Raw genomic sequence first — 19,309 nt, 5'->3', positions numbered from 1 at the left:
ACCAAGCGCTCAGAACAACTCGATCTTGCCGACCTTGTCGCCTTCGGTAGTAATGATGCCTTGACTGATGAGATTTTCGAAGCACAAGGTTTGATTGCGGCCTTGGTGCTTGGCTTGGTAGACAGCCTGGTCCGCCCGTGAAAAAGCCCCGCTGGGCGTGTCGTGCGGGTGAACGCCGGTGAAGCCCAAACTGACCGTGACCTGACCCACTTGCGCAAACGCATACGCCTGCATGTTCTGGCGGAAGCGCTCGAACACGCGCAGGGCGTGCTTTTCGGTGCCGCCACGCAGCAGCACCACGAACTCTTCGCCGCCAAAGCGGAACAGGCGGTCGTAGTGGCGGAAGGTCTGGCGCATGATCCGCGCCACCAGCACCAACACCTCATCGCCGATCAAATGGCCGAAGCGGTCGTTGACCAGCTTGAAGTGGTCGATGTCGATGACGCCCAGCCAGAAGGTGTTCGTCTGCGAGCCACGGCGCTCGGCTTCGCTTTCGGCGTCTTCGCCGCTCAACTTCACCGGCATCGAGGCCTTGAGGCCTTGAGGCCTTGAGGCCTTGAGGAAAGTAGCGTCAAAAGTCTGGCGGTTGAGCAAACCAGTGAGCGAATCACGCTGGCTCGACTCCAACAGATTCTGGAAATTGCCAAACACGCGCAACAAGGTCTGCATGGAGCGCAGATCGCGCAAGGGCAAGGCCTGGGCTGAACGAACTTCAAGCACGCCGGATTGGCCCAGCTCGGCGTGCAAGGTCAGCACCGTCAACCAGGTGGCGCCCTCTTCGGAGAGGCCGTCCTCGGCCTCGTTCAAGGCGCGCTGCACCAGCGTGCGCGAGACCAGGGCTTCTTCCCGGGCAGGCAAATCTTCCAGGAAGGGCATGGTGTCAGGGTCGAGCCAGGGCGGATCGCTGGCGGTCAAGCGACCACGCCGCGCGAGGCCGGAACACAGCCAGTGCTGGTCAGCGCAATCTTGGCCAAGAACGCGGTAAACACCGACGCTGGAAGCGCCCAGCAGCTCCAGAACGCTCTGTGCCAACGACACGTCCAACAGCTCACGATCGCGCTGGGCGGTCAGGTGAGCCAGTTGATCGATCGCGCTGGTGTCGGTGTCCACGAACTCAGGCGCCGCCACTCACACTTGCCGCCTCTCGCTGCAAGGCGTAGCGTGCCACCAGGGCCAGCAGTTCTTCTTCGCCGTAAGGCTTGCCCAGGTAATGGTTAGCGCCCAGCTGCGTGGCGTAATCGCGGTGCTTCTGGGCGATGCGCGACGAAATCATCACCACCGGCAATTGCTTCCAACGCTCATTGCCACGGATGTTGCGCACCAGGTCGAAACCATCCATGCGCGGCATTTCGATGTCGGAGAGCACCACCACCGGGACCTCTTCGGCCAGGCGCTCCAGGGCGTCCATGCCATCCTTTGCCAGCACGACGCGGTAGCCTTCACGCGTCAACAGGCGCTGGGTGACGCGGCGCACGGTCAAGGAATCATCGACCACCAGGACCAGCGGGGGCAAGGCCTGAACAGCCACGGCCGCCGCTTGCTGCGCTTCGGTTTCTTCACCGTTGGCCACGGCGTGCAAAGCGGCTTTGGTGTAAGCCTGGGCCACATCGCCATAGACCGTGGCCAAGGCCACCGGGTTGTAGATCAGCGAGACGGCGCCCGAGGCCAGCAAGGTCATGCCCGCCAAGCCAGGCAGGCGCGACAGCTGCGGCCCCAAGTTCTTGACGACCACTTCATGGTTGCCCAACACTTCGTCCACGTGCATGGCGATGCGTTGCTGCGCCGAGCGCACCACGATCACCGGCAGCGAACGGCCTTTGGCCACGCCGCGCGGGCTGTTCTGCAGCAAGGCGCCCAGCCAGTAGAAGGGCAGGGCCAGGTCGGCGAACTGGTAGGTGCCGAACTCGTAGGCCTGTTCGACCTCGGCCGGTTTGGCACGGCGCACCATTTCAATCAAGTGGGTGGGCACGGCCACGGTGACCTCACCGCAACGCAGCATCACCACCTTGGTGACCGCCGTGGTCAAAGGCAGAACCAACTTGAAGCTGGTGCCCTGCCCCGCTGCCGTGGACGTTTCAATGCGACCGCCCATGGCGTTCACTTCAGAGCGCACCACGTCCATGCCGATGCCGCGCCCGGCCAATTCGGTGACGGTGTCGGCCGTCGAGAAACCGGGCGTGAAAATCATCTGGGCCAAATCACCAGGCGGCACGTCCACGTCTGGCTGGATCAGGCCCATGGCCACGGCCTTCTCGCGGATGCGGTCGAGGTTCAGGCCAGCGCCGTCATCGCGGAACTCCAGCGAGACTTCATTGCCTTCCTGGCGCAGGGACACGATCACCAGACCAGCTGGATCCTTGCCCGCGGCCTGGCGCACGGCCGGAAGCTCGATGCCGTGGGTGATGCAATTGCGCAGCAAATGCTCGAAGGCGCCGGTCATGCGCTCCAGCACGCCCCGGTCGACTTCGGTGGCACCACCAACGATGTCCAGCTTGACCTGCTTACCGGTTTCCTTGGCGGCCTGGCGCACGACGCGGTACAGGCGGTCAGACAGGCCTTCGAACTCGACCATGCGCGTGCGCAGCAGGTCGTCCTGCAGGTCTCGCGTCAAGCGGGCCTGGGCGGCCAATTGGTCTTCGGCGACTTCGAGCGTGCGGTTCAGGGAGCGCTGCACCGTGGCCACGTCGTTCACCGACTCGGCCATCATGCGGGTCAGCTCCTGGAAGCGCGTGTAGCGGTCGAACTCAAGCGGGTCGAAGTTCTGGCTGGCTGCACGGGCGGCTTCAAGGCGGGTGTTGAGCTGCGTGTCAGCTTGCAGTTCGATGTCGCGCAATTGCTGGCGCAAGCGGCCCAAGTTGTCCGTCAGGTCGGTGAGCGAGCCACGGATCTGGCCCACTTGCGAGGCAATGCGGGTGCGGGCGATGCTGACCTCACCGGCGTGGTTGACCAGGCGATCCAGCAGTTGCGGACGCACGCGCACCACGGCCTGAACGGCGGCTTGCGTGTGGTCGCGCTTGGGCGCCACGGTCAGGCGGCGGCCGTTGTTGGCCAGGGTGGTCCAGTCGATCACGGCGGGCAAAGCCGAGGCGCCACCAGGCACGTCCACAGCGGCGCGCAACAGCGGCGTCGGGGGGGCAGGCGGTGTCAACGGGCTCACGGCATCAGCCGACAGCGACTCGACCACGCGCGACACCGACTCGACCGGTTCGGCCGGAGGCAGAGGCTTGCTGACCTCGGCGTTGTAAGTCTGCGCATCACACTGCGACAAAGCCTCGAACTCTTCAACCAGCGCATCAACACGGGCTTCAAGAGGTTCGACCTCGTCGCGCGTGATCGACTCGGAACCGATCAGGTGCTCGATGGTGGTTTCAAGGCGGTGGGCCAATTCACCCAGACGCATGGCACCGGCCAGACGCGCGCCACCCTTGAAGGTGTGCAGAGTGCGCATGCAGGCTGCGGGCGCGGCCGGGTGCGTGGGCTGCTCCAGCCACTCGCGCATCTGGCTGGCCAGTTGGGGCAGCAACTCTTGCGCTTCTTCTTCGAAAATGGGGAAGAGGTCGGAATCGACGGCGTCGCGGGCTTCCAGGTCATCGCGGTCGTCCAAGCCAGTGATGCTGTCGGCTTTGCGCATGATCGGCGACGAGGCGGCCAGCACCTCGGGCAGCGAGTCGAGGGATTTGATCTCGGCCTGGCCCAAGGGGCTGGGCTGCGTGGGCACCACTTCATCGTGCGAAGACTGGTCGAACGACGAACCAGGCACCGCCCACTCATCGGCCGAGTGCACCAGCCGCAGGTGCCCATGGCTCCGGTTCTCGTCAGAGTTGGACGGGCCTTCATCAGCATTGCCCGCGTCAAGTTCACCCAGCAGGCTGCGCGCTTCCAGGCGACGCGAGGCGGTGTGGTCGTACACCTCCAGGCGGCGCATCAGTTCGTCGTTCGGGGTCTTGAGGAAACCGGCGGCAAACTGGTGCAGCAGGTGACGGATGTCGTCGGCCGCTTCATTGAACAAGGCGGCCACTTCCGGCTCACCGCGGCCCAGCGCATGGGCACGCATCAGGCTGTGCTCCAGCAGGCGCGCCAGTTGCGACAGCTCGGCGTAGCCCACGGTGGCGGAATTGCCCGCCAGCGAATGCGCCAAGGCGATCGCGTCTTCCGACACCGGGTGGTGCAACTCCAGCGCCCATTCGCTGAGCGAGGTGCACAGGCGGCGAGACTGCTCGTCGGCCTCGTTCAGGTAAATGTTGAAGAGCGGGATGCTGATGCGCAGCGGGCCGATGACCTTGACCTGGTCGTCGGACTCGGCTGGGGGCTCGGGCTCCACGGGCAACTCGTCTTCCAGCAGCAAATCGGGCTCTGCAAGTTCGGATGCCGGCGGCGATGCCGCGGCGTCATCCTCTTCGGGCGGCAACTCCAGGGTCAGCAAATCGCCCTCAATGCTGGGCAGGTGGGCATCGGTGAACGCCGATGGCTGGGTGACAGGCTCATCTTCAGGAGACGTTGACGTCTCCTGCTCGCCCCCCAGATCGACCAGGGGCAAGGTCAGGTCAGACAGGTCGTCGTCAGCCGGGGCGGAGGATTCTTCAGCCGCGACGGATTGGACATCCGTGGCCGCGAAGGTGGATCCGCCACCAATCGGCACACGCCGCCCTTCCAGGCGCAGAGTCTCGGCGGCGCGGACCAGGTCGGCGCTGTGCCAACCCTGGGCTTGGCGAGCCTCGATGGCCTGGGTCCAACCCGCCATGTAGTCCAGCGCTTCGGAAGTGAAGCCCAGCAAGTCAGGACTGGCCGGCGCTTGCGACGCCATCCAGGTGTTGAACAGTTGCTCGCAGGCCCAGCCCGCCTCGCCGTAGTCATTCAGGCCGACCATGCGCGAACTGCCCTTCAGCGTGTGGAAGCCGCGGCGCACGCTGGTGAGCAAGGTGATATCGCCTGGCTGGGCAAGCAAGCCTTCGGTCGCCTCCACGGCGCTGGCGATGACTTCGTTGGCCTCTTCCAGGAAGATGGCGCGCATCTCGTCGTCGTCTTCCAGGCCGGTGGGTTCGGCCGGCACCACGGGTGTGGGCATCAGGGGGGTGTGGCCGCTGTCGGTGAAGGTTTCACCGACAGGCAGGTCCAGGCCCACAGGTTCGGACACCGATTGCGCGAAATCGGCCATGACCTGGGCGACCTGCTCGCGGGCCAGCGTCTGGGCGTCTTCATCGTCTGAAGCCTGGGCCGTGGCCAAGGCCGCTTGGGCGGACGCCACGGTGTCGGCCAGGGCCGGCTGGTCTTGCACCATGGGCGTGTCGGCCAGCTTCTGCAATTCGTCCGAGACATCCCTCAAGGACACTTCATCGCGGGTGACCGACTCGACCAAGGCTTCGGCCGCGGTCTGCACTTCGTCGCGCTCGGCTTTTTGCGCAGCGGCTTCGACCGGGTCAGGCAAGGCCACCGGGATCGGCGCCGAACGCTCGCGGCCCATCAAGGGCGACAACACGCCGGTGTCGGGGTCGTACTTGAACAGCGATTTGACCAGGTTGGGCTGCACGCCCAGCATGTCGATCAGGAAGCCCAAGGCGCCCAGGTTGGTGGCCAGGCGGTCGAACACGCCCGCGTCGCCGGCTTCTTGCACATTGGTGTCGGGTTGCAGCAGGTGATCAACGTCTTCGCGCATGCGCACCGTGGCGTGCCCCGCCATGTCCAGGCCCAACACGGCCAGCACACCACGCATGGCCAGCAATTGGGTAGGCACGTTGACCAGCGATGCCGGCTGAGTAGGATCACGGAAGAACTGGTCGATGTTCTTTTCGGCTTCGCTCAGGTTGATGCGCAACTCCTGCACCACGCTGCCAATGGTCTGGCGCTCGGACACACGGCGATAGAGGTCTTCCATCCACGATTCCAGCGGCTGAGCTGGCTGGCCCAGGCGGACGGCGTCGATGCGGGCGGCCAGGCGGCGAATGCGGTCTTTCTGATCGGCGTGGTCGAACTCACCATCTTCCAGCGAAGCCTCTTGGTACAAGAGGCTGGTGGCCACTTCCATGGCCAGGCTGGGTTCAGGCGCCTGCCCTGTTTGAACGGTTTGCGCCACGGCCTGGGACAAGGCTTCGGCCAACACTTCGCCATCGGGGTACAGCCGCTTGAGCGATTCGCTCACCAGGGCGAATTGTTCGTTGAGGCCGCCCAGGCGCAGCAATTCGCCAGCCGCGACGGCCGACCAGCCATCCTTGGCACCGGCCACGCGTTTGACGGCTTGCGCCACCCAGGCGGGGTCATAGCGGCCCAGGCTGGATTCCAGCAGGTTGACCGGCGCATGTTGGTCGAGGCCAAAGGTGCGTCGCACGTTCGAGAGCACCGAATCAGGCTTGGCGTTCGAGCCCGACGCCTGCGCGCAGAAGAACAACAGCTCTTGTGCCAGGCGATCAGAAGGGGTTTCCTTGCCCTGCACCAACACACGCAGTTGCTTGAGCAACGAGGACAGCACGCGCTTGGCATGCACCGTCAGGGGCACATGGTCGCCCGCCAGGGCTTCCAGGAAACCGCTGGCCAACATCCAGGTGGCCGATTCACGGTGCGCATGGCGTTGCGACGAGCCACTGGCCAGCGAAGCGCACAAATCGGCCAAGGCGACCGCATCACGCGGCTGATTGCGACGCAGCAAGGCCAGCAGGCCCGACTCGAAATCATCCACCGTGGCTTCGTCCGCAGCACGCGGCACAGCCGACTCGGGCGGCGCCAACGGCGCTTCCAGCGCCACCTTGGGCCAGTCCTGGCTCCACAGATCAGTGGGGCGCGGCAAGGTGGTGCCAGCCAGGGACATCAGAGCTTCGTATTGGGGGAACAGCGCCAGCGCCGACACGTTTTTGCCGTTCAGTCGGCGCCCGATGTAGTCCATCAGGGCAAAGGAGCCGCGCTCCAACGTCAGCACAGCGGCTTCCGTCAGCGACGCCGGCCGGTTGATGAACTTTTGGACGACGGCTTCACTGGCACGCAGCAAGGTGGCACCGGCGGGCAAGCCCGCCAACTCCAACGCCCCCACACCCTGGTGGATTTGCTGTCGCGCCTGCCGTAGCACGGCCGGATCGCGCGCATCCATGTCGGACTCGGACGAACTGGCGTCCTTGAGGCCACGGTGCAGCGCCTTGTGCGCGGCATCCAGAGACTTGCGGAGTTCTTCCTGAACCCACGCCAGGGCGCTGAGATCGTCTGACATCGGGGCTGCTTGCATGCTGTCCATGGGGGTCGAGTCTCAGGTCTTAAACGATCTTGAACCGGGACACCGACTGCTGGAGTTCGTCGGCGGTCTTGGACAGCTCGCGCACGAGCTGGGTCGTTGATCGGGTGCCTTCACCGGTCTGCTCGGTCACCGCAAAAATGTGCTGGATGTTCAAGACGACCACGTTCGCAGATTCTGCTTCACGCAAAGCCTGCGCGGAAATGTGCTCAATCAGTTCGGCCAATCGGCGTGACACACGGTCAATGTCGCCCAGGGCGGAACCGGCGGCGTCTGACAGCCTGGCGCCTTCAACCACACCCTGCGTGGAGCGCTCCATGGCGGCCACAGCGTCTTGCGTGTCGGTCTGAATGGTGCGCACCAACGCGGCAATCTGCTTGGTCGCATCGCCGGAGCGTTCGGCCAGCCGCTGCACTTCTTCGGCCACCACGGAGAAGCCTCGGCCGGCTTCACCGGCTGACGCGGCCTGAATGGCGGCGTTCAAGGCCAGCACGTTGGTCTGCTCGGTGATGTCCGAGATCAGTTCGGTGATTTCGCCGATCTCTTGCGACGATTCGCCCAGCCGCTTGATGCGCTTGGAGGTGTCCTGGATCTGGTCGCGGATGGTGTTCATACCGCCAATGGCGTTCTGCACGGCGGTCAGACCGGTGTCGGCGGCGGCCAGCGATTGGCGCGCCACCTCGGCGGAGTGCTGGGCCTGAGCCGACACTTCGTTGATCCGGCCCGCCATCTGCAGCACCGACTCGCCGGTTTCGCGGATCTCGCGCAACTGCTCGTCAGAAGCGGCCAGCAGCTCGGTCGAGGTGGCCTCCACCTGCTGAGTGGTGTCGGTGGCGCGTTGCACCGTGCTTTGCACCTGGGCCACCAGGCTGCGCAGTTCTTCCACCGTGAAGTTCACTGAGTCGGCGATGGCGCCGGTGATGTCTTCGGTCACCGTGGCTTGTTGCGTCAAGTCACCTTCAGCGACCATTTGCAACTCGTTCATCAAACGCAAAATGGCGGCCTGGTTGGCATCGTTGACGCGCTTGGCTTCGCGCTCTTGGCGTTCGGCTTCCTGGCGTTGGCCTTCGGCCAATTGACGACGCTGGGTCTGATCGGTGAAGAACACCCGAAGCAGGCCAAAGCCGGCCCCCACCGTGATCGCCAGGAAGATCACGATCAACACGATGTTCAGCTGGCCAATGCCGGCGCCGCCCGACAAGCGTGTTTGCACTTGCTCCAGGCCTTTGCGCAACGGTTCGCTGTCGTCAATGATGGCCACTTGCGCATCGCGCGCAGCCACCAGGCCTTGCAAGGTGCCCAGGATGAAAGTCGATTGCGTGCGGGTCTGCTCGAACAGCTTTTGCAAGGCTTCGAGCGGCTCACGCATCTCAGCATCCTTGACGCCGTTGAGGTTCAAATCTTTGTTGCCATTCAGCAGACCATCGACGATTTCCTTGAAGGCGTTCAAATCTTTGCCCAGCAGAAACACGGCCTCGGTCGACACGCCTTCCACCGTCAGGAATTCGTTGGCCGACTTGCCGATGCGCTGAGTCAGCATGACCATCTGGTTCATCGCGGTCAATTCGGCCGACGTCGCACCACCTTTTTCGATCTTGGCCGTGGCAATGCCTTCCGCCAGGTCCAGCAGTTCAGAGGACTGGCCGTTCACTTCGCGCAGGGCTTGACTCACCTGGGTCAGCGTCTGCTTCTGTGCCAACACGAACTTGGCGTTTTTCTCGGCACGGTCCACCAGGGGCAACAGGGGCAACAGGGGCTCCTTGGCCGTGGCAGGCACCTCGGTCAGGCCCAAAGAGCTATCGCCCTGCGCCAAGCCACGAACGTTGCTGGCCAGTACCTTGGCGGAATCGGCCACTTCCTGGAAGGCCTGCGCCCGGCCGATCAAGGCCTGCGACACCGACTTGGCCAGACGTTGCGATTGCATCAGCGCCTGACCGGTCGCCCCGGCTTGCGCCGCACGGCGATCGGCGGAATTCACCGACAGGATGCCGCTGAGCAGCAAACCCAAACCACCCAGGATGAAGGCCCCGAACAGCGCACGTTGTTGGCGCTCCAGCGGCCAACTGCCGATCACCGGCAAACCAGTGCGCGAGTCGGCATTGGCGGCATCCAAGGCCTCGGCCTTGACGCGTGCATCGTGGTAATCCGGCGGAAATTCGGAAGGCGCCACCTCGGAAATGATCGAGTCGGACGAGCTCACACCCCCTGGCTGAAGCGTGGACGATACTGAGTTGTGGGTGTCAACGGTGTTGACACGTGAAGAGGTCACTGGCGCCTCGGAGGCCAAAGCCTCCGGCTGGACTTCGTCTTCGTCCTGCGACTTGCCCAGGTCCTTGATTCGACTCAGGAAACTCATGCCTTGTACTCCAAACGGTCAAGCGTCGATCTTGAGGAAAGCCTCGTCTGCGGTCAACGCAGCAAGGTCGAGTTCGTACCAGGCACGGCCCTTGTCATCGACCACTTGCTGGCCGATGAAATGAGGCGTGTCGGGTGAAGGGGTGGCGCCGGCCACCATGTCTGCCGGGTTTCTCAGCCCCAGCAACCGGTCAACGACCAAGGCCACGTTGAGCTGCAGCGAGCTGTTCATCGCCACGAGCCGGCCAGCCTCACGGGCCCCCTGCTCTTGCGACCAACGAGCCACCGGCCGGGCCAGGCCCAGAAAAGCAGGCAGGTCAACCACGCCATGCAACTGTCCGCGCAGGTTGGCCACACCCAAAAACCAGGGCTGACTGTGTGGCACGGGCTGCAAAGCGGACATGGGAAAGATCTCGCCCGCCTGGTCGAGCGGCAGCAAAAAACCATGCCCGGCGATTTCCACCGCCAACCAGTTTCGGGTTGGCGCTTGCTCACGCGCTGCCTGCAAGCGGGTGGCCAGGCGTTTTTGCAGGTCCCGCAGGGCTTCTTTATTCGCCATGGATCAACCAAACGCCTTGATCTTGGCCAGCAGTTCTTCAGCATCCACCGGCTTGACCACGTAGTCGCGCGCGCCCTGGCGCATGCCCCAGACGCGGTCGGTTTCCTGATTCTTGCTGGTGCAGATGATCACTGGCACGTCGGCGAACGCCGGGTCGCGGGTGATGGCTCGGGTGAGCTGGAAGCCGTTTTGACCGGGCATGACCACGTCCATCAGGATCAGGTCAGGCTTTTCTTCTTGAAGGCGGCGCAAGGCTTCTTCGCCATTTTCAGCGGTGCGCACCTTGAAACCTTTTTTGGTGAGCAAGTCAGACAGCACATGCAGCTCTGTCTTGGAATCATCAACCAGCAGGATTTTTTGAATGGACATGATCGATCAACCTCTTGGCGAATGCTGTGGACGACGCGGCGTCGACCTTGATGAATCGTCTCGCAGAACCAGAAATGGTTCAATCAGGCACTGTACTGTGCCACCGCTTGGAGCAACTGATCCTTGGTGAATGGCTTGGTCAAATAATCCTGAGACCCCACCATTCGCCCGCGGGCTTTGTCAAAAAGCCCGTCTTTGGACGACAACATGATCACCGGCGTGGCCGCGAAACGCGGGTTGCGTTTGATGATGGCGCAGGTTTGATAACCATCCAGGCGCGGCATCAGGATGTCGCAAAAGATGATGCTGGGCTCATGGTCATTGACCTTGGCAAGCGCGTCGAAACCGTCCTCGGCCAACAACACCTCATAACCACCCTGCTTCAGGAAAATCTCGGCACTGCGCCGGATGGTGTTGCTGTCGTCGATCACCAGGATCTTTTTGGGCGCTTTGGTCTCGGGGACATCGCTCAATACGGGCAAGCCAGTTTCAGTCACGGACCGATTCCTTTAATCAAAGTGGATGGCGGCGGTGCCGTCAAATCTGAACCATTTCGAAATCTTCCTTGCGGGCGCCGCATTCGGGGCACACCCAGTTCATGGGAATGTCCTCCCAGCGGGTACCGGGGGCAATGCCGTCTTCGGGCAGGCCGACAGCCTCGTCATAAATCCAGCCACAAATCAAACACATCCAGGTGCGGGAAGAGTTCACGTCTGTTCAAACCAGCTTGAATACAATGGGCTGATTGTAGCCATCCCACTCTTGTGAAAAACAAGGGTTTGTGGGCACCACATGACGCTTGGCGCCGTGTGAGGCTTGCTAGGACGACTCCCGCCCATTGGTCTGTACACCAGGCCTGAACACCGCTAGACGCACTGAATGAACACTCCCACCGACGGCCCCCAGGTTGATCCCGCCACCGAAGCCGAAGACTCCGGATCACCGGCGTGCGTGATGAGCTTCAATGCCAGCGACCCCAGTGGCGCCAGTGGCATTGCGGCCGACATCGCCACGATGGCGTCCATGGGCGCACACACCTTGCCGGTGATCACCAGCTTGCTGATTCGCGACACCGCCGAGGTGTTTGAAATTCACGAAATCGACGCCGATGCGATTTCAGAGCAAGCGCGCACAATCCTGGAAGATGCCACCATTTCGGCCTGGAAAGTCGGTTTTCTGGGCAGCGCCGAGGGCGTGAGCGTGGTCGCAGAAATCCTCTCCGACTACACCGATATTCCGTTGGTGTCTTATTTACCCAACGTCTCGTGGATGGAAGAGGACGCCCAGATGTCCTATCTGGAGGCGTTCCGCGAGCTGATCCTGCCCGCCACGCTGGTGTTGGTGGGAAACCACAAGACCCTGACGGACTTCCTGCTGCCCGAATGGGAATCCGAGCGCCCGCCCTCCGCCCGCGAGCTGGCCGTGGCCGCCAGCGAAAGCGGCTGCGGCTACGTGCTGGTGACCGGCATCCAGCTGCCCGACCAGTTCATCGACAACGTGCTGGCGTCGGCCCAAGGCGCGATTGCTGGCGAACGCTTTGAGCGCTTCGAGGCCAGCTTCGTTGGCGCGGGTGACACCCTGTCAGCCGCCCTCGCCGCCATCCTGGCCACAGAAACGTCGGTGGACATGGCCGTGTCAGAGGCCCTGAGCTTCCTGGACCAGGCGCTGGACTCGGGATTCCGCCCTGGCATGGGCGGCGTCATCCCCGACCGCTTCTTCTGGGCACTGCCGCCTGGCGAAGGCGGCGAGGAAACCGAGGGCGAAGGCGAATCCTCCGCTGACGAACCTGGCCTGACCGACAACGACATCTCCCCTTCCTCACGCAATGTCCATTAATGCAGCGTTGTTCGAGCGCGCGCAGCGCTCCATCCCTGGCGGGGTGAACTCGCCTGTGCGGGCTTTCAAGGCCGTGGGCGGCACGCCCCGCTTCATCGCCAAGGCCCACGGCGCCTACATGTGGGATGCCGAAGGCCAGCGCTACATCGACTACATCGGCTCTTGGGGGCCGATGATCCTGGGCCATGGCCACCCCGAGGTGCTCGAGGCGGTGCAGAAAGCGGCGCTGGATGGCTTCTCGTTTGGTGCGCCCACCGAGCGCGAGGTCGAGCTGGCCGAAGAGATCTTAAAGCTGGTGCCCAGCGCCGAGCAGGTGCGCCTGGTCAGCTCGGGCACGGAAGCGGCCATGAGCGCGATCCGCCTGGCGCGCGGCTTCACGGGCCGCAGCAAGCTGATAAAGTTCGAAGGCTGTTACCACGGCCATGCCGATGCCTTGCTGGTCAAGGCCGGCTCGGGCCTGGCCACTTTCGGCCACCCGACCAGCGCCGGCGTGCCGCCCGAAGTGGTGCAGCACACCCTGGTCCTGGAGTACAACAACGTCGAGCAGATTGAGCAAGCCTTTGCCGAAGTGGGCGGGGAGATTGCCTGCGTGATGATCGAGCCGATCGCCGGCAACATGAACTTCGTGCGGGCCTCGGCGCCTTTCATGAAGCGTTTGCGCGAGCTGTGCACGCAGCATGGTGCCCTGCTGGTGTTCGACGAAGTGATGTCGGGCTTCCGCGTGGCGTTGGGTGGCGCACAGAGCCTGTATGCGCAGCAGATCCCGGGCTTCGTGCCGGACCTGAGTGTGTTTGGCAAGGTCATCGGCGGCGGCATGCCGCTGGCCGCGTTCGCCGGCCCAGCCAAGGTCATGGCCCTACTGGCCCCACTGGGCCCCGTGTACCAAGCCGGCACCTTGTCGGGCAACCCGGTCGCCACCGCTTGCGGCCTGGCCACCTTGAAGGTCATTCAGCGCCCCGGTTTTTTCGAATCCTTGGCGCAGCGCACGCAGAGCCTGGTGCAAGGATTGGTGGGCGCAGCCCAACAAGCTGGCGTGCCCTTGGTGGGCGACAGCCAGGGCGGCATGTTCGGCTTTTTCTTCGCCGACAGCCTGCCGCAGCACTACCAGGCGGTCATGGCCCATGGGTCCGACAAGTTCAACCGCTTCTTCCACGCCATGCTGGAGCGTGGCGTGTATCTTGCACCGGCCATGTACGAGGCAGGCTTCGTGAGCGCCGCCCACACCGACCAGGACATCGCCGACACAGTGTCAGCCGCCGCACAAGCATTGAGTTGAGCATGCACATTCACATCCTTGGTATCTGCGGCACCTTCATGGGTGGCCTCGCTGCACTGGCCCGCGAGGCTGGGCACCGCGTCACCGGTTGCGACGCAGGCGTCTACCCCCCGATGAGCGACCAGTTGCGCGCGCTGGGCATCGAATTGATCGAGGGCTACACGCCTGATCAGCTCGATTTGAAACCCGATTTGTTCGTGATCGGCAACGTGGTCTCGCGCGGCAATCCGCTGATGGAAGCCATCCTGAACGCTGGGCTGCCCTACACCAGCGGACCGCAATGGCTCAGCGAGAACGTGCTGCGCGGCAGGCATGTGCTGGCGGTGGCCGGCACGCATGGCAAAACCACGACCACGTCGATGCTGACCTGGATCCTTGAACACGCCGGCCTGCAGCCTGGCTTCCTGGTGGGTGGCGTGCCGCAGAACTTCGGCGTCTCGGCGCGGCTGGGTGAGCTGGACGAGGGCAAGCGCCCAGTGCCGGGCCACCCCTTCGTGATCGAGGCCGACGAATACGACACCGCGTTTTTCGACAAACGCAGCAAGTTCGTTCACTACCAGGCGCGCACCGCCGTTTTGAACAACCTGGAGTTCGACCACGCCGACATCTTTGCCGATCTGGCCGCCATCGAGACCCAGTTCCACCACCTGGTGCGCACCGTGCCGGGCCAAGGTCGCCTGGTGGTCAACGCACGAGAAGACAGCCTGCAGCGCGTGCTGGACCGTGGCTGCTGGAGCGATGTGGTTCGCTTTGGCGTGCGGGGCGACGTGCCGGGCTTCCGCGCCCGTGGCGAGCCACATGCTTTTGACGTGCTCAAGGCCGCCGTGCTGGTCGGCCGCGTCGAGTGGCCCCTGATGGGCGAGCACAACCAGATGAACGCGCTGGCGGCCATTGCCGCGGCCGAGCACGTGGGCGTGTCGCCGCAGGTGGCTTGCGAAGCGCTGGGTTTGTTCGCCAACGTCAAGCGCCGCCTGGAGCTGCGTGGCGAGGTCAAGGGCATCACGGTGTACGACGATTTCGCCCACCACCCCACGGCCATCCGCACGACGCTGGATGGTTTGCGACGCCGCATCAGCCCGGACCAACGCATCATCGCGGTGTTCGAGCCCCGCTCTAATACCATGAAGCTGGGCACCATGAAGGCGCTGTTGCCGTGGTCGCTGGAGGAAGCCGACCTGTCGTTCTGCCACAGTGGTGGACTCGGCTGGGACGCAGCGGAAGCGCTGGCGCCCATGGGTGACCGCGCGATCGTCGTCGACAACATCGAGGCGCTGGTGAGCAAGGTGGTGAAAGCGGCCAAGGCTGGCGATCAGATCCTGTGCATGAGCAATGGCGGGTTTGGCGGGATTCACGACAAGCTGCTCAAGGCACTCTGCCCATGACACCCAGCCCATGCGACGTGCTGATCATTGGTGGCGGCCCAGCGGGCTCCACCGCAGCCGCCCTGCTGGCCCGACAAGGCCTGGACGTGGTGCTGGTGGAAAAGGCGCAGCACCCGCGCTTTCACATCGGTGAATCACTGCTGCCCGCGAATGTGCCGTTGCTCGACCTGTTGGGCGTGCGCGCGGAAGTCGAAGCCATGGCCATGCCCAAGTACGGCATCGAGTTCGTCTCGCCCTGGCACAAGGAACGCACCTTCCTTGAGTTCGGCGACGCCTGGGACAAGTCCATGGACATGGCCTACCAGGTGCGGCGCTCCGACTTCGACCACATCCTGATCCGCAATGCCGCCAGCAAGGGCGCCAAGGTGCTGGAGAACTGCCGCGTCAAGGCGGTCGACTTTCTGCCGGACGAAAGCGGGGCCGTGGTGCACGCCCAGCATGCCGACGGACAGAATGCTTCATGGCAGGCGCGGATGGTGATCGACGCGTCGGGGCGCGACACCTTCCTGGCCAACAAGCTGGATGCCAAGGTCAAGAACAAAAAGCACAACAGCGCCGCGCTGTTTGGCCACTTCACCGGCGCCGAGCGCCTGGCTGGCAAGCAGGAGGGCAACATCAGCCTGTTCTGGTTCGAGCATGGTTGGTTCTGGTTCATCCCGCTGGCCGATGGCACGACCAGCGTGGGCGCCGTGTGCTGGCCGACCTACCTCAAGACCCGCCAGAACAGCGTCGAGGCGTTCTTCATGGACACCATTGCCCTGTGCCCCCCTCTGCTGGCCAGGCTGAAGGACGCCACGCTGGCCTCCGAAGTTGAAGCGACTGGCAACTACTCCTACAGCTGCAAGCAAACACGCGGACCCAACTACCTGCTGCTGGGCGATGCCTTCGCCTTCATCGACCCGGTGTTTTCATCGGGCGTGTTCCTGGCCATGAACAGCGCCTTTGTCGCCGCCGACGTGGTGCACGCGCAATTGCGAGAGCCGCGCAAATTGGCCGCTGCGCACCGGCAGTTCGACCGCGTGATGCTGCGCGGCCCACGCGAATTTTCGTGGTTCATCTACCGCGTGACCAATCCCACCATGCGCGACCTTTTCATGGGTCCGCGTAACATGTTCCGGGTCAAGGAAGCGGTGCTGTCACTGTTCGCTGGCGACATCTTTCGCAAGACCCCCATCTGGCCGTCGATCTACGTATTCAAGGGCATTTACTACATCGGCTCGTTGCTCAATCTGAAGCGCACGCTCACCGCCGCACGCCGTCGCAAGATCAACATCAGCGACACGGCGCCCATCCTTTGAGGCGGAGCGGGTTTGAGCAGGCATGAGTCATCTGCAGCTTGATTACATCGCGCTGGAAGCCCTGGATCAATGGGTACAGGCGCTTGAATCCAAAGAGACACAGCGCCAGGTTCTGGGCATGACCGTGTTCGGTGCGCCCGAGGTCCTCAACGTGGCCTTGCCTGTGGGACTGGATGCACGGGCATGGCCCCGGGTGGCGCTGCCGGTGCTGGGGCACGACACCGCGGCCTGGGTCGAAGTCTGGTCGGTTCCGGCCGGGGCCGCGGCGGTCGAGCATGGCGAGGTGGCGGGCGTGGCTTACGTCCGCTTCGCCGAGCTGGTATTCGCCTGGCTGGCCACCCCATTGCTCAGCCTTGATCAAGGCCTGGAACAAGCCACACAGCAAACCTACGATGCCCTTTTCAATGCGCTGGACCAATTGGGCTGTCCACACCCACTGCGGTGCTGGAACTACCTGCCTGACATTCTTGGCGCCCAGCAAGGCGAGGAGCGCTACCGCATTTTCAACGTGGGCCGGCACACCTCATTCCTGAGCCATGCGGCCATGATCGAGCGGCACCCCCCAGCCGCGTGCGCTTTGGGCCACCCCGAAGGCCTGGGTGGACCACTGACGGTGTATGCCTTGGCATCGGCCAAGCCAGCGCAGCCGATTGAAAATCCACGCCAGATGAGCGCCTACCGCTACCCACCCCGGTACGGTTCGCGCAGCCCGACCTTTTCGCGGGCGGCCGTGGCGCCGATCGGGGACGAAGAAATCGCGTTCATCTCGGGCACGGCCAGCATCGTGGGCCACGAAACCCAGCACCTGAACGATGTGCGAGCCCAAACCCATGAGACGCTGAACAACATCGAATCCCTGATGGAACGTTTCCGTGTGGAGCGCCCTGCCCATGACTGGCAAGCGGCCGACTTGCAACTGAAAGTCTATGTCCGGGATGCCGCTGACCTGCCATTGGTGCGCCAGGTGATCGAACAACGCCTGGGCACCGCCGTGCCCTGTTTCTATTTGCAGGCCGTGGTCTGCCGTCCTGACCTGCTGGTCGAGATTGAAGCGACCACCGCCAGGAGCCAATGACGATGACGATGACCGCAAGACACCTTACCTGCGCCATGCTGCTGGGCTCGGCCCTGGTGTTGCCGGCGCAAGCACAAAATGAGGGCACCGTCCTGGCCGATGCCAAACCGGCGTTGACCAAGGACATGAAGCCTCTGTGGGAATGGGGCCTGGGCGCTGCCGCCTTGTCCCTGCCCGATTACCGGGGATCGGATGAGTCGCGCGGCTATGCTTTGCCCCTGCCGTACCTGGTCTACCGGGGCAAGGTGCTCAAGGCCAACCGCGAGGGCGCCAGCGCCCAGCTGTTCAACGGGCCGCGCGTCAAGCTGGGCCTGAATGCGAGCGCCAGCCTGCCGGTGTCAAGTCAACGCAATCGAGCACGTGAGGGCATGCCCAGTCTGGCAGGGTCGGTCGAGATCGGACCCGCGCTGGACGTGCACCTGCTGCAGTCCGCCAATGGCGAGGTGCGTTTGAACTTCAGGCTACCGGTCAGCGGCGGCGTCACGCTGGGCCACGGCGACATGTCGTCCACGGGATGGCAGACGGCACCACACCTGAACGTCGATGTCGCGAACGTGGCGGGCTGGTCCGGCTGGAACCTGGGCGCGCTGGTCGGCCCCATCTACGCCGACCGCCGCCGCAACGCCTATTTTTATGACGTGGCGCCACAGTACGCGCGCGCCGATCGCCCCGCGTATGCAGGCCGTGGCGGCTACGCCGGCAGCCAATTCACCGCCGCCTTGAGCAAACGATTCGACCGCTTTTGGGTGGGCGCTTTCGTTCGCTACGACACCCTGCAAGGCGCCGTGTTTGACGACAGCCCGCTGGTCCGCAAGAAGAGCTACCTGGCGGGCGGTTTGGGCATGTCCTGGGTCTTCGGCCAGTCGTCCACGCTGGTGGCCGTCGACGACTGACGGCCTCTTGCCGAACACGACATGAAGACCTTGCGCGCCCTGGCCCAGTACCCGCTGTTTTACGCGGGCTTGCTGGTGCTGGGCGCCATGTGCCTGGGCTGGTGTGCTGTGGCTTGGGCCATGCGGCCATTTTTGTCGCCCATCCGGGGTCGCGCGCTGGGGCGGGCTGGCATCAGCGGCGGCTTTCGCCTGTACTTTGCCTTCACCACCTGGCTGGGCATGACCCGCTTCGAGCTGGATGAGCTTGGCGCGCTCAATGGCCAGCCCTCGCTGATCCTGGCGTCCAACCACCCGACCTTCCTGGACGCGGCTTTTCTGATTTCTCGCCTGCAAAACGCCGGCTGCATCATGAAAGCCGATGTGGTCGATAACCCTTTTCTGGGTGCTGGCGCGCGGCTGGCAGACTTCATCCGCAATGACAGCCCGCGCAACATGGTGAGGCAGGCGATCCGGGACTTGCGCCAAGGCAGCCACCTGCTGGTGTTTCCTGAAGGCACGCGCACCACCGAGCCGCCGGTCAATGATTTCAAATCGGGTTTCGCCTTGATCGCCAAGGGTGCAAAGGTGCCCGTGCAAACCCTGTTCATCGAGAACAGCTCGCCCTTTCTGTCCAAGGGCTGGCCTATCCACCACCGCCCTCCCAGCTTCCCCTTGGTCTACCGTGTCAGGCTGGGCAAGCGCTTCAACGTGGGTGACGACGCCAAGGCGTTCACCCGCGACTTGCAACACTATTTCGAACATGAACTGGCCAAGGCCGAGTTGGCACTCATGGTTCAAACCACCCCTTCCGAACGACCCGTCCATGACTGAAACGAGCCAGGCGCTCGCGCCTTCGCGCACGCACATCGTGCTAATCCCCAGCTACAACGCCGGCCGCCAGGTCTACGAGACCGTCAGGGCCGCTCGACGAAACTGGTATCCCGTGTGGGTCGTGATCGATGGCAGCACCGATGGCACCGACCAAGGCCTGCAGGAGATGGCCTCGCGGGATCCTGGGCTCAAGGTCTTCGTGCTGCCACGCAACCAGGGCAAGGGCGCGGCCGTGCTGCGTGG

15 protein-coding genes are annotated in these 19,309 nt (G+C 63.7%); 8 read left to right on the top strand and 7 right to left on the bottom strand.

Annotated features, from left to right (window positions below; genetic code table 11):
* Nucleotides 1-9 precede the first annotated feature (9 nt).
* The 7 genes from H7225_RS09645 to H7225_RS09615 all read right to left on the bottom strand — a co-directional run bounded on the left by H7225_RS09645 (nt 10) and on the right by H7225_RS09615 (nt 11,186).
* Nucleotides 10-1,110 (bottom strand): GGDEF domain-containing protein, encoded by a 1,101-nt coding sequence (locus H7225_RS09645; protein WP_290661247.1) that lies wholly within the window; start codon nt 1,108-1,110, stop codon nt 10-12.
* A 4-nt stretch (nt 1,111-1,114) separates the two neighbouring features.
* A complete protein-coding gene (locus H7225_RS09640; protein WP_290661245.1) occupies nt 1,115-7,216 on the bottom strand; it encodes an Hpt domain-containing protein in 6,102 nt (2,033 codons plus the stop codon).
* 19 nt (nt 7,217-7,235) lie between these two features.
* Nucleotides 7,236-9,569: a methyl-accepting chemotaxis protein gene (locus tag H7225_RS09635; RefSeq protein ID WP_290661243.1), complete on the bottom strand. Its 2,334-nt coding sequence runs from the start codon at nt 9,567-9,569 to the stop codon at nt 7,236-7,238.
* An 18-nt stretch (nt 9,570-9,587) separates the two neighbouring features.
* Complete coding sequence (locus H7225_RS09630; RefSeq protein WP_290661241.1) at nt 9,588-10,127, bottom strand: chemotaxis protein CheW; 540 nt, start codon at nt 10,125-10,127, stop codon at nt 9,588-9,590.
* A gap of 3 nt (nt 10,128-10,130) precedes the next feature.
* The gene (locus H7225_RS09625; protein ID WP_290661239.1) at nt 10,131-10,496 is read right to left on the bottom strand and encodes a response regulator; all 366 of its coding nucleotides are present in this window, start codon (nt 10,494-10,496) and stop codon (nt 10,131-10,133) included.
* A gap of 83 nt (nt 10,497-10,579) precedes the next feature.
* Complete coding sequence (locus H7225_RS09620) at nt 10,580-10,993, bottom strand: response regulator (RefSeq protein WP_290661237.1); 414 nt, start codon at nt 10,991-10,993, stop codon at nt 10,580-10,582.
* A 40-nt stretch (nt 10,994-11,033) separates the two neighbouring features.
* A complete protein-coding gene (locus H7225_RS09615) occupies nt 11,034-11,186 on the bottom strand; it encodes a rubredoxin (protein ID WP_290661279.1) in 153 nt (50 codons plus the stop codon).
* Between the two features lie 189 nt (nt 11,187-11,375).
* Here H7225_RS09615 and H7225_RS09610 point away from each other — a divergent pair, with 189 nt between their 5' ends.
* The 8 genes from H7225_RS09610 to H7225_RS09575 all read left to right on the top strand — a co-directional run.
* Entirely contained in the window at nt 11,376-12,332 is a 957-nt protein-coding gene (locus H7225_RS09610; RefSeq protein ID WP_290661235.1) for a bifunctional hydroxymethylpyrimidine kinase/phosphomethylpyrimidine kinase, read from the top strand.
* Complete coding sequence (hemL, locus tag H7225_RS09605) at nt 12,322-13,608, top strand: glutamate-1-semialdehyde 2,1-aminomutase (RefSeq protein WP_290661233.1); 1,287 nt, start codon at nt 12,322-12,324, stop codon at nt 13,606-13,608. Before H7225_RS09610 ends, hemL begins: the two co-directional genes overlap by 11 nt.
* Nucleotides 13,609-13,610: 2 nt before the next feature.
* A complete protein-coding gene (gene mpl, locus H7225_RS09600; protein WP_290661231.1) occupies nt 13,611-14,990 on the top strand; it encodes a UDP-N-acetylmuramate:L-alanyl-gamma-D-glutamyl-meso-diaminopimelate ligase in 1,380 nt (459 codons plus the stop codon).
* Nucleotides 14,987-16,288 (top strand): NAD(P)/FAD-dependent oxidoreductase, encoded by a 1,302-nt coding sequence (locus H7225_RS09595; protein ID WP_290661229.1) that lies wholly within the window; start codon nt 14,987-14,989, stop codon nt 16,286-16,288. Before mpl ends, H7225_RS09595 begins: the two co-directional genes overlap by 4 nt.
* 22 nt (nt 16,289-16,310) lie before the next feature.
* Entirely contained in the window at nt 16,311-17,363 is a 1,053-nt protein-coding gene (locus H7225_RS09590) for a hypothetical protein (protein WP_290661227.1), read from the top strand.
* Nucleotides 17,364-17,371: 8 nt separating this feature from the next.
* Nucleotides 17,372-18,256: a MipA/OmpV family protein gene (locus H7225_RS09585; RefSeq protein ID WP_290661225.1), complete on the top strand. Its 885-nt coding sequence runs from the start codon at nt 17,372-17,374 to the stop codon at nt 18,254-18,256.
* Nucleotides 18,257-18,277: 21 nt separating this feature from the next.
* Complete coding sequence (locus H7225_RS09580; protein ID WP_290661223.1) at nt 18,278-19,066, top strand: lysophospholipid acyltransferase family protein; 789 nt, start codon at nt 18,278-18,280, stop codon at nt 19,064-19,066.
* The coding region (locus tag H7225_RS09575) for a glycosyltransferase (protein ID WP_290661221.1) at nt 19,059-19,309 on the top strand (251 nt) is incomplete at its 3' end. The genes H7225_RS09580 and H7225_RS09575, both read left to right, overlap by 8 nt.

Origin of the sequence: Aquabacterium sp., from assembly GCF_014378415.1 — a bacterium.
Classification (GTDB): domain Bacteria; phylum Pseudomonadota; class Gammaproteobacteria; order Burkholderiales; family Burkholderiaceae_C; genus Aquabacterium.
The sequence above is the reverse complement of the archived record's forward strand: the minus strand, read 5'-3'. Positions and strand labels throughout refer to the sequence as shown.